10 protein-coding genes and 1 pseudogene are annotated in these 11,163 nt (G+C 49.0%); 4 read left to right on the top strand and 7 right to left on the bottom strand.

Going from position 1 to position 11,163, the window contains the following annotated elements:
• The coding region (locus J7439_RS07520) for a hypothetical protein (RefSeq protein WP_209201215.1) at positions 1-569 on the top strand (569 nt) is incomplete at its 5' end.
• Here J7439_RS07520 and J7439_RS07515 read toward each other — a convergent pair.
• The 4 genes and pseudogenes from J7439_RS07515 to clpB form a co-directional block, all read right to left on the bottom strand.
• Positions 566-693: pseudogene (locus J7439_RS07515) on the bottom strand (IS1595-like element ISEnu2 family transposase); the annotation flags it as partial. The gene J7439_RS07520 and the pseudogene J7439_RS07515 sit on opposite strands and share 4 nt — an antisense overlap.
• A 1-nt stretch (position 694) precedes the next feature.
• On the bottom strand, positions 695-1,789 hold the full coding sequence (locus tag J7439_RS07510) for a hypothetical protein (protein ID WP_209201207.1): 1,095 nt from the start codon (positions 1,787-1,789) through the stop codon (positions 695-697).
• Between the two features lie 171 nt (positions 1,790-1,960).
• Positions 1,961-2,764 (bottom strand): Cof-type HAD-IIB family hydrolase, encoded by an 804-nt coding sequence (locus J7439_RS07505; RefSeq protein ID WP_209201206.1) that lies wholly within the window; start codon positions 2,762-2,764, stop codon positions 1,961-1,963.
• Positions 2,765-2,907: 143 nt separating this feature from the next.
• Positions 2,908-5,490, bottom strand: a complete 2,583-nt coding sequence (gene clpB / locus J7439_RS07500) for an ATP-dependent chaperone ClpB (protein ID WP_209201205.1) — start codon at positions 5,488-5,490, stop codon at positions 2,908-2,910.
• 225 nt (positions 5,491-5,715) lie between these two features.
• Between clpB and J7439_RS07495 the strand changes: the two genes are divergently transcribed.
• Positions 5,716-6,162 carry a hypothetical protein gene (locus J7439_RS07495; protein WP_209201204.1) on the top strand — a complete coding sequence of 149 codons (447 nt, stop codon included), beginning with the start codon at positions 5,716-5,718 and terminating at the stop codon, positions 6,160-6,162.
• Between the two features lie 72 nt (positions 6,163-6,234).
• Here J7439_RS07495 and pgeF read toward each other — a convergent pair whose 3' ends face one another.
• Together pgeF and rluD are read right to left on the bottom strand one after the other, a co-directional pair.
• Positions 6,235-6,987 (bottom strand): peptidoglycan editing factor PgeF, encoded by a 753-nt coding sequence (pgeF, locus tag J7439_RS07490; RefSeq protein ID WP_353623015.1) that lies wholly within the window; start codon positions 6,985-6,987, stop codon positions 6,235-6,237.
• 17 nt (positions 6,988-7,004) lie between these two features.
• Positions 7,005-7,964 (bottom strand): 23S rRNA pseudouridine(1911/1915/1917) synthase RluD, encoded by a 960-nt coding sequence (gene rluD, locus J7439_RS07485; RefSeq protein WP_209201213.1) that lies wholly within the window; start codon positions 7,962-7,964, stop codon positions 7,005-7,007.
• Between the two features lie 336 nt (positions 7,965-8,300).
• On the opposite strand from rluD, the gene J7439_RS07480 reads away from it, so the two are divergent.
• Positions 8,301-9,170 carry an outer membrane protein assembly factor BamD gene (locus tag J7439_RS07480; RefSeq protein WP_209276773.1) on the top strand — a complete coding sequence of 290 codons (870 nt, stop codon included), beginning with the start codon at positions 8,301-8,303 and terminating at the stop codon, positions 9,168-9,170.
• A gap of 77 nt (positions 9,171-9,247) precedes the next feature.
• Complete coding sequence (gene yacG, locus J7439_RS07475; RefSeq protein WP_209201202.1) at positions 9,248-9,448, top strand: DNA gyrase inhibitor YacG; 201 nt, start codon at positions 9,248-9,250, stop codon at positions 9,446-9,448.
• A 146-nt stretch (positions 9,449-9,594) separates the two neighbouring features.
• Here the strand turns inward: yacG and J7439_RS07470 are convergent, their stop codons facing one another.
• Complete coding sequence (locus J7439_RS07470; RefSeq protein ID WP_209201201.1) at positions 9,595-11,067, bottom strand: hypothetical protein; 1,473 nt, start codon at positions 11,065-11,067, stop codon at positions 9,595-9,597.
• Between the last annotated feature and the right edge of the window lie 96 nt (positions 11,068-11,163).

Here is an 11,163-nt window from a genome sequence, read left to right as displayed (position 1 = left end):
CTGCGGTCTGGTCATCTCTTGAACACTATGCCAGCAGCGGCCAGCTAAACGCCCGTTTATGCACGGCACTCAGCCCGGTTATCAAAGATGATAAAGACGGCATTGTTCCAGACCTCGTTAAGAAAGCAGTGGTTGCAAAGTTGGAACAGATTGAGGCAGCAAAAACGCCAGTAGTAACATCAATCCCTCAGCAAGGACTTCCAGCAAGGGCAAGCATACCAACTCAAGGGAACCAGGTTTCCTACAGTCGCATTCAAGGGCCGCTATCTGACTTTGACGCGGCAATGAAAGCTCTGGATCGTTTTCACGAATTGGGAAATGCAGAACTTGAACTGCTGGAACCCCACCGAAGCCGAATGACTTATGTTGAATTAAGCACTGCTATCTGCAAAATGAGCTACGCAGTGGATTCAGAAACACGGAAAGAATGGCATGAAGCCAGCGAGAAAAGGAGAAGAGACCCACTTGGGCTTGATGAAATAGTGGAATGGGATTTTGATTCATTGGCGACAGAGTCAGAACGGGTCAACAACAATGACTGGATGGAAGAGTTCCTACAAGGGCTGTGATATGCATTCACACGTTGCAGGTGAAAAACACCTTCTATAACCCGTATTCCAGAGGATGACACCAGTGCTTAAAGGTGAACCCCAAGGTTCTCGCAAGCTTCTCATGTGCAAGGCTTGCATCTGAGTCAGTTTGAAAGCTCATTATTTTTTGTTTTATCCGATTCTCTTTTTAAGGCAGTCGCTTGCCTGGCAGCAATTCTTGCTCCTTCTCTATCACCGGTATTTTTGAAAACTTGATAATAAGCCTTCTGGTAAACCTTCTGGTATGCCCTCTGGCAAGCCTTCCGTTTCTCGGAATTCTCATAAGCCCATCGGGCAGCCTTCCCTTTTTTGGACTTATTGTAAGTCTTATTGTTAATCTTCTGGGCAGCCTTCCGCTTTTCGGACTGTTCGTAAGCCTTTCGGGTAGCCTTCCCTTTCTCGGAATGTGCATAAGCCTTCTGGGAAGCCTTCCGTTTTTCGGACCGTGTTTGAGTTTTCTGACACACCCGTCCTTTAACGGGCTCACGGTAAGCTTTCCGGGTAGCCTCCCGTTTTGTGGACTGGGCATAAGTCTTCCCTTCCACGGACAGTGCCAAAGCTCGTTTGGACGCCTCACGTTCTTTGGACTGGGCATTAGCCTTCTGGTACGTCTTATCAGATATGGTCAGAGATTCACCAGAGCCGGAAGTAGAAACTTTAACATTCGACTCATTTACGGCAGTGCCTTTCAGTGTTGAAGCAGGTGGGGTGTGATTAGCATTGGTAGAATATAAGTAAGCATTCGCTTCATCTCCTATACTCCAAACCCAATCAATTCTTACTTCAGGTTGAGCGGTAAGGATTTTAGCATTTTGGTCGGCTTGCCGGTATGTTCCGGGTCTATGTGATAAGTCTACCGGTTCGCCTTGTTCAGATTCTTGAGAATAAATAGCACTGGCAGGCACTTTTTTAAAATGAGCATCCCTGACCGGGTTATTGAAGCTTGCACCACATGGAATCGAAGTATCCAAATACCTGACAGGTGCAGTTTGTTCAACCTGCAGTCCAAACGCTAAACCTCTTTGCTGCGGCGAGCCATACCAAACCAATCCATTGTTCGACTTAACAGACTCGTACGCTTTTTGAAACTCCAAACACAGAAAGTGAGAGTTAAAATATGGATCAGTCATTGAATAATTGAATAATTGAATAATTGAATCAAAAGCTGGGACTGTCCTTTTTTGTAAAAGTTCCTCCATACCATGAACCGCCCAGGGTTTATGTCAACCCGGCAGAAAGAAAGGCAATAGATATTAACAATGATGATGTAAAGCTTTTGGCAAGCCAGCGCACGGCTGACGAGGGAGACGGTGGTCACCGTTGCTGGCTATGCCAATGCAGCCATGCGCAAGGACCACCAACAGTGAAAGTTAAAGGCTGTACAGCTTCGCCAGGTACTCAGCCACCGCGTGGTCATCACAATGACCAATACGCTCAAACCCCGGCAGACTGTTTAGCAGCGATGGGTCAGCGTTACCCATCACCACACCTTTGCCGACGCTGGACAGCATCTCAAAGTCATTCATACCATCACCAAAAGCGATGGCATCCTGCAGACCATAGCCTTTCAACTTCAGCACCTCTTCCAGCGCTGTCCCCTTGCAAACGCCCGGTGCCATAATTTCAAAACACTCCGGCAGAGAGTAGGTCATATAAAACTGATCACCGTAAAGTTCACGGGCCCGGTCAGACAGTGGCAATAAGTCAGCGTGGGATTGTGCGACAAAAAAGATCTTCTGGATGGCGCTGGTTTCAACCACATCAAAATCAGTCAAATGATAGGTAAAGCCGCTCGCCTTGCTGAACCCATGGAGGTCCTTATGCTCAACCTCAACCCGCCACTGGTCTCCCTGATAAACGCTGGTATGAACCTTATCTGCAAAGGGTTTTCGCAGGGACAATAATGGCTGCACAAATTCGGGATTAATATCGTGCTGAACAATCATTTCGCCCTTCGGATTATGGACTCTGGCACCATTGCTGGTGATCAGATACATATCCACGCCAAGCTGTGATCTTATTCTTTCAACATCCTGAAAGTGGCGGCCAGTAGCAAAAATAAATTTGATACCTTTCTCACTCAGGTGCCGAATCACGTCACGGGTTCTGGGAGAAAGTTCATGCTGTTTGGTGAGCAGAGTTCCATCAAGATCGGATACAACCACTGGATACATATAAATACCTCTATGCAAATCCTATTGCAGATTTTACAAAACAGAGGAAGAGTATCCTGAGGAAGCAGGCAGTCCCTTCCCTTAAAAAAATACCTGCTAACGTAAGGCCTGGTGGAAAATCGTTCAATCCGTAGTTTTCTCAATCAGGTAAACGCCAGCTCCCCATCCTGCACCGCCACCTTAATGGTATCACCTGGTTTATATCGACCCGATAGAATAGCTTCAGCCAGCGGGTTTTCTATACTCCGTTGAATAGCCCGCTTTAACGGCCGTGCACCATAAACCGGGTCAAAACCAACTTCTGCCAGCTGATCCATTGCCTCATCAGAAAGCACCAGCCGGAGATTATTGTCCGCCAGCCTGCGATCCAGGTTAGCCAACTGTATGCTGGCGATGGATTTGATCTGGCTGGCACCCAACGGATGGAATACCACTACCTCATCAATCCGGTTAACAAACTCTGGCCGGAAATGCGTCCCTACCACTTCAATCAGGGTACTCTTCAGCTGTTCAAAATCGGTTTCACCGGTCTCTTTGTTCTGGAATGTCTGAATAAGGTCAGACCCCAGGTTTGATGTCATGACAATAACGGTATTTTTAAAGTCTACCGTTCTCCCCTGACCATCGGTCAGGCGACCATCTTCCAATACCTGCAGAAGAATATTAAAAACATCCGGATGCGCCTTCTCAACTTCATCCATCAACACCAGAGAATACGGCTTACGACGTACGGCTTCGGTCAGATAACCACCTTCCTCATAACCTACATACCCCGGAGGCGCACCTAACAGGCGGGAAACCGAGTGTTTCTCCATAAACTCTGACATGTCGATACGGACGATGGCATCTTCCGTATCAAACAGAAATTCAGCCAGCGCCTTACACAGCTCAGTCTTACCAACACCGGTTGGGCCAAGGAACATAAAGGAGCCGTTAGGGCGGTTGGGATCCGCTAACCCGGCCCGGGAGCGCCGTACCGCATTAGAAACCGCAACCACTGCCTCATCCTGGCCAACCACCCGTTTATGGAGCGCATCCTCCATACGCAGCAACTTCTCTTTCTCTCCCTCCAGCATCTTGGCAACCGGAATGCCTGTCCATTTGGACACCACTTCGGCAATCTCTTCTTCCGTTACCCGGTTTCTCAGCAGCTGATGTTCGCCGGTTTCCAGGGCATCCGCCTGAGCCAGCTGTTTATCCAGTTCCGGCAGGGTGCCATACTGAATTTCAGACATTTTGGTTAAATCCCCTGCCCGTCTGGCGGCTTCCAGCTCAATCAACAGTTTTTCTTTTGCTTCACGCAGCTTCTGCCCACCCTGCAACTGGGCTTTTTCTGCTTTCCAGACATCTTCCAGGTCGGAATATTCGCGCTCCAGTTCACCAACCTGCTCATTCAGCCTGGCCAGACGCTCCCTGGACGCTTCATCATCTTCTTTTTTCAGGGCTTCCTGTTCTATTTTGAGTTGAATCAGACGACGTTCCAGTCGATCCATGGCTTCCGGCTTAGAGTCCATTTCCATCCGAATACGGCTGGCGGACTCATCAATCAGATCAATCGCCTTATCCGGCAGTTGTCGATCAGTAATATAACGCTGGGACAGTTTGACCGCGGCAATAATGGCCGGATCAGTGATATCAACCCCGTGATGCGCCTCATAGCGTTCCTTCAGGCCACGGAGAATGGCAATGGCATCCTCTTCCGTGGGTTCATCCACCAGCACCTTCTGGAAACGCCTTTCAAGGGCTGCGTCTTTCTCAATATATTGTCTGTACTCATCGAGGGTCGTGGCACCGACACAATGCAACTCGCCCCTGGCCAGTGCAGGTTTCAGCATGTTCCCGGCGTCCATGGCACCATCCGCTTTACCGGCACCCACCATGGTATGTATTTCATCAATAAACAGGATGATCTGTCCTTCCTGTTTGGCCAGGTCATTCAGCACCGACTTCAGCCGTTCTTCAAACTCACCCCGGAACTTGGCACCAGCGATCAATGCACCCATATCCAGCGATAGCAGTCTTTTCCCTTTCAAACCTTCAGGCACTTCACCATTGACGATACGCTGGGCCAGACCTTCAACAATGGCGGTTTTACCGACGCCCGGCTCACCAATAATCACCGGATTGTTTTTGGTTCTTCGTTGCAGAACCTGGATCGTCCGCCGGATTTCATCATCCCGGCCAATGACCGGGTCCAGCTTACCCTCTTCTGCGCGTTCGGTCAGATCAATGGTGTATTTGCTCAGGGAGTTTCGGGAATCTTCCGCATTCGGGTCGTCAATCGACGCACCGCCGCGAATATTTTTAATGGCGTTTTCCAGCGCTTTCTGGCTGACTCCCTGGCTGCTCAGTAATTTTCCCAGCGGACCACTGTCTTCCATCATGACCAGCAGCACGGCTTCACTGGAAATAAACTGATCGCTGGCCTGTTGTGCTTTTTTGTCCGCAAGGTTCAACATTCGATAGAGAGCCTGGGACATCTGAATATCACCGGTCGGCGATGACACCCTGGCCAGCTGTTCCAGCATGCCGGTCAGCTCACCACGAAGGGTGTTCACATCAAAGCCGACCTGCATCAGCAGAGGCTTGACCGAACCTCCCTTCTGGTCGATAAGCGCAAGCAAAAGGTGGACGGGCTCAATCTGACTGTTATCTTTGCCGATGGCCAGAGACTGTGCATCAGACAGAGCTGACTGGAGCTTGCTGGTCAGCCGATCCATTCTCATAATGACCTTCTCCTACTCATGATCTCACTTCCGGTTTTTACTTCTAAATAGCCAGAAACAGACGATTTCATATGGTTAGGTATCTATATAGTGCTGGTGTGTGGCATTTCAAGGATGAACAGTAAATCGTAACTGCGAAAACGTCTTTTTATTGCATCAACAGGAACCAATCCCCCCTATTGCCAGTCTGCTTTTTTTGAGTCCGCCATTATGAGGATAAACTGAATGAACTGTTTAGCTGGAATCAGCCGGTTCAATTTCACCCGGCAAAACTCTCAAAATGTTTCGACACCGACAGATGCCTACCAAAAAAAACCGCCAAACACCATTAACCAGTTTAAACACGGACAAATAGCAACAATAAGTTCACCAACCCGGCATTTACAAAATTTCGATAGTCTGGCCGGAAACTTCGTAAGACAAACATCCACAGCGCAAGTAACCTCAGAAAGCCAATGGATCGAGCTGGCTGTGCGCAAAGTAGAACCAGCACAGGTACCCCGTATGAGTACTTTCCAACCGGTATCTGAGCCAGCAGATAACTGTTACCCGGAAGAGAACCGTTGTCTGATCAAACCTGACACCGATAAACAACAGGCATCAAAACCCCATGACCACCATTGGACTGCTAAATGCACCTATACCAAAACACTCCCCCCCATTCCTGAATGAATCTTCCCCCTCCCCGAAACAGAAGCAGGAAGCATTCAGGCGGGAAGGCCCAAAGCTCCGGGGAGGTCTGTATCAGGCTAGAGATGGCACTCTCCAGATCAGGGAGGCCATCCTTCCCGACCCTTTTCCATCGCGACGGTAAGAATAGAAAAGATCAGACTGGTCATAACTACAGAACTCACCACCGTACACCCGGTTAATGCCGAGCCTGTTCAGCCGCCTGCGCGCCAGCAAATAAAGATCGGCAAACCAGCGATCACCACGGCCGGGAATAAAGGCTTCAGAGCAGCCAGCATCTTCCGCCAGGAACTGCTCTCTGACTTCCGGCCCAACCTCAAAATTATGCTGACCGATGGCAGGTCCCAGCCAGGCCATAACGGTTTCCGGAGCCACTCCCATGGAATGAACCGTCGCTTCAAGAACCCCGGCCACTAACCCTTTCCAGCCAGCATGAGCTGCCGCGACCACCGTTCCTTCCAGGTTACAGAACAGAACCGGTAAACAGTCTGCCGTTAACACAGCACAGACTGCTCCCGGCTGGCGGGAAACCGAAGCGTCTGCTTCCGTTTCCTGTTGATCAGCATTGGCATCGGCAACTGCAACACCATGTACCTGTGTTAACCACAGCGGGGCTGTTGTCAGACCAAGATCCCGCTCAAGTAGCTGCCGGTTTGCCCGAACCGTGTCCTGGTCATCACCGGAGTAGAGCCCGAGGTTGAAGCTGGAAAAACCAGCGTCACTCAGCCCACCCTTTCGGGTAGTCACTAACGCTTTAACACCCTCCGGAGCAGGCCAGTCGGCCCACAGGAAACGCTCACTGCTCACTCACATTCTCCTCTGTATCAATCTGAGAGCGGCTCACTGGCAGCCAGGCTGTCCAATAACATCTGGAAATCAGCGGTCAGCGGCACCTCCCATTCCATATACTCTCCGGTGGCCGGATGTATCAGGCCAAGCTGACGGGCATGAAGGGCCTGTCGCCTGAATGCTCTCAGAACGGCTTCCAACGCAGCCGGACATGACCTGGGCAACTTAAGCCCCCCACCGTAAAGGTCATCACCCACCAGGGGGAAGTGCTGGTGACTCATATGCACACGGATCTGATGAGTTCTGCCCGTTTGCAGGTTAAGTCGGATATGGGTGTGCGCTTTATAACGTTTCACTACCCGGTAATGGGTAACAGACGGTTTGCCACCCCGCACAACGGCCATCTTCAAGCGGTTTTTCGGGTGTCGGCCGATCGGCGCATCAACCACACCCCCTCCCGTCATTACCCCGCGCACAACCGCCTCATATTCACGATGAACCGTACGATCCTGCAGCTGCGCAACAAGGTCGGTGTGCGCTGCCAGGGAACGGGCAACCACCATCAGGCCGGTGGTGTCCTTATCCAGCCGGTGCACAATGCCAGCCCGGGGCAACGCTGCATTATCCGGATAGTGATACAACAGGGCATTGAGCAACGTCCCGGTATAGTTTCCCGCAGCGGGATGCACCACCAGACCTGCTGGCTTATTGATCACAATGATATGGTTATCCTGATAAACAACGTCCAACGGGATATTTTCCGCCGCCCATTGCCCTTCAGGCTGAACCTCAACGGACAGAGATAACTGTTCCCCGCCATAGAGCTTCTCTTTTGGTTTTCGGGCATCGCCATCCACCATCAGAAAGCCCTCACGAATCCACTCCTGAAGCCGGGCCCTGGAAAACTCCGGAAAACAGGCCGCCGCTATCTGATCAAATCGACGACCACCCTGATCATCAGGCACCGTGACACTCTCTTTGATGCTCTCTTTGATAAGATGTTTAATAACTTCGCCCATTCAGCAACACTCAGTTCATAAATCTACTTTCAGTACCGACAACTCAAACCGCACATGGCTATAACTGGAACGCCGTAAAATCTTGTCTTTTCGTTTTCCGGCAGACTATGTTTAAATGCAGGTTTAGTAAGTCTATTTATCGGTGTGAAGAGTTTATCACAAGAAGACTCTGAAGCCTGAGTGGTTGTCGAAAGCAACAGAAAATGATGTGTAAAGAGCACGGGATAAGTACGGAAACCAATCAACACCATGACCATCTTGACTGCAAAATTTCCCCGGGTACTGCCCCCGTTTGTCACCAGATCCATTTTGATGGTGTTTGCCGCTATCCTTCTGGCGGGCTGTGCATCCACCGAAAATAAAGAGCAACTTCCGGAAGCCCTGTCTGAGCCCGAGCTTTACCAACTGTCCAGCAAGGCGCTTGAGGATGGTCGCTATTCCGAAGCCATTAAATCTCTGAGAACCCTGGAGTCCCGCTATCCTTTTGGTGCATTTGCCGAACAGGCACAACTGGATATCATTTACGCCTATTTCAAAAATGCCGAGCCGGAAGCCTCCAGGGCTGCCGCTGACCGCTTTATCCGCCTGCACCCGCAACACCCGGATGCAGACTATGCCTATTACATCAAAGGGCTGGCGTCTAACACTGCATCCATGGGCCTGCTGGAGCGATACCTGCCAATGGATCTGACTCGCCGCGACCCTGGCCAGGCCCGGGTATCTTTTAACGAGTTTTCTGAATTGCTGAGCCGTTACCCCGAGAGTAAATACGTGCCGGATGCCCGCCAGCGCATGGTTGCCCTCCGTAACCGGCTGGCCGAGTATGAAATTCATGCCGCTAACTATTATCTGAAACGTAAGGCCTATGTCGCTGCGGTCAACCGTGGGCGCTATGTTGTTGAAAATATGCAACAGACACCCGCCGTTCCCGAAGCCCTGGCCATTATGGTCGAAGGCTATCAACATCTGGAACTGCCAGAACCCGCCGGTGAGGCCCTGGAGGTGTTGAGGTTGAACTACCCGAACCACCCGGCACTGGACAAGAATGGCAATTTTGTAGGTTACAAGGTGTTTGAAGATGTGGATCCATCCATCTGGAGCACGCTGACCTTCGGCTTGATTGGCAGCTCCAAACCCAAAATTCAGGACGCACCTCCACCACAGCCACCTGTGGTGAATTGAGGTGATAAGTAGCTGGCCATATGGAATCGAATATTTCTGGCTACTTATACCTTTTCCAAGTCTATCTGGCTAGCATCATGACCAAAACCGTTAAATGCCCACAGTGCGGAAAAGCCGTGAAGTGGGTTCCCGATAGCAAGTTCCGTCCCTTTTGCTCAGAACGCTGTAAGCTGATTGACTTTGGTGCCTGGGCAAAAGAAGAACATACCATTCCGGGTGATCCGGCCTTTGATGACCTTATGTCCCAAGAGCTTGATGACATACCCACCCGACATTAAGCAACTATGTTCAGGGGCTGTTGACGCTCAAGACGACATGAAAGCCAATCAAAAAAAACCGGGGATACCCCCGGTTTATGGCACTACTTTTCAAGCCTTGCTGCCACGGGCAAACGATGGCTTGAGATCAGGTGAGTCCCGAAGATTTATTCCACTTCTTCACCATTAGTATTAGTCTTCACAGATTCCGAACCTTGCTTATCATCTGAAACCTCTGCTTCAGTTTGTTTTACAGGGCCATTGTAATCCACCGAAGAAAAGAAACTCTCAGGAGATTGTCCTGGATGATAAGACGGCGGCACGAAACAATCAAACAACAATTCCCCATCATTATCATCAAAAAAGCTGTTAAATTCTTCAGACTTCAGATCTTCAAAGACCCTTCTAAGACCTATTCCTAAATCCTTCCTTTCAGCATCAAATTGTTCAAGGCGTTCCAACAAAATGTTCAACTGACTTAAATTGAGACTAACAACTCTCTTAACAGCCCCTGGCACTTGAACTGAAAGCTTAAAGATTGGTTCCTTACCATCCTCGTTCTTTTCAAGCTTTACAGTTTTATTTATATAATTCAAATCTTCTCTACGTACCAAATTTTCATTAGGCTCCAAATCTTCCAAGTCTATCTTAACACTGAAACCTTCAAAAAGCTTATTCAGAAATTTCTCTTGCCAGGTTTTTTCCTGTTCCTTTAACATCCTTTCTGCCATAAAACGGGTTGCTTCATCTTCCTTTTTCAACTCTTCTGTCAAAGAATCGTTTGCTTCCTGTGCCTTTTTCAACTCTTCTGTCAAAGAAAGGGTTGCTTCCTGTTCCTTTTTCAACTCTTCTTTCACATTAAAAGAGTTTGTTGATGCGGTGAAAGCTGCTGTAAAATTATCAACTGCGATTTTCTTGAAAGTTTCAGCTTTATTCTTATGATGAATAGCAACAGCCTTGAAGTTTTCCACATCCACATTCAGTGCTGCAAGTCTCTTTTCCTGAGCGTCCAATTTATCTGCCTGCCGTTTTAATTCCATGCCCTTGGCTTTAAGTTCCTCAAGTTCCTCATGCTGCTTGCGGATACAACGAACTTTGGATTTGCGCTCTGTAAGGAATTTATTCTGTGCGTTCTCCAAGAGCTTTTTCTTTTCTTCTTCAGCATTACGAAGCAGAGCATCAGCTTGACTTTCAGCACGAATATTAAGGTCCTCATTTTCAAGCTTTGCTTGCTTGGCATCCGCTTCTGCAGCAGAAACTCTCTTAAGCAGTGCTTCTTTATCCGTTTTCAGGGCTTCTTTTTCCGCTTTCAGGGCTTCTTTTTCCGCTTTCAGGGCTGCAAATTCCTCCATGGTCGGAATTTTCTTTTCAACTGCCTGTGTGGTTTCAACACGCCTGTCAGAAAGGTCTTTACCTCTAATACCGTGGATGGCATCACCAACCAGGGAAGGCAAGATTCCAAAAGGCACAAAGACTGCTGCAACTGCACGTCCAAGCCATTTACCGAATGTGCTTCCTTCGTCAAATTTTCTGGAAACACTATCGGCAACTTTGTGGCACCATCTCACAATGGTCCAATCTCTTTTGTGGGGTTCCACAACGATTACTTGAGGTGCAGGTGCACCGATTGAACTAGGCATAATAACTTCCTCTATTGGTTGTTTGTGATTTTTTAAGTGATACTGGTGTTTTAGAGAGGAAAATTATGAGTTGGTTCAATAGTCAATTATACTTTT

It is taken from the genome of Salinisphaera sp. G21_0 (genome assembly GCF_017744115.1).
Taxonomy (GTDB): Bacteria; Pseudomonadota; Gammaproteobacteria; order Pseudomonadales; family Endozoicomonadaceae; genus Endozoicomonas.
The sequence above is the reverse complement of the archived record's forward strand: the minus strand, read 5'-3'. Positions and strand labels throughout refer to the sequence as shown.

Excerpts from the sequence above, each read along its gene's own strand:
- J7439_RS07510 (WP_209201207.1), bottom strand. The coding sequence starts at position 1,789 with ATGGAGGAACTTTTACAAAAAAGGACAGTCCCAGCTTTTGATTCAATT.
- clpB (WP_209201205.1), bottom strand. The coding sequence starts at position 5,490 with ATGAGAATGGATCGGCTGACCAGCAAGCTCCAGTCAGCTCTGTCTGAT.
- yacG (WP_209201202.1), top strand. The coding sequence starts at position 9,248 with ATGACCAAAACCGTTAAATGCCCACAGTGCGGAAAAGCCGTGAAGTGG.
- J7439_RS07480 (WP_209276773.1), top strand. The coding sequence starts at position 8,301 with ATGGTGTTTGCCGCTATCCTTCTGGCGGGCTGTGCATCCACCGAAAAT.
- J7439_RS07505 (WP_209201206.1), bottom strand. The coding sequence starts at position 2,764 with ATGTATCCAGTGGTTGTATCCGATCTTGATGGAACTCTGCTCACCAAA.
- J7439_RS07495 (WP_209201204.1), top strand. The coding sequence starts at position 5,716 with ATGAACTGTTTAGCTGGAATCAGCCGGTTCAATTTCACCCGGCAAAAC.
- J7439_RS07470 (WP_209201201.1), bottom strand. The coding sequence starts at position 11,067 with ATGCCTAGTTCAATCGGTGCACCTGCACCTCAAGTAATCGTTGTGGAA.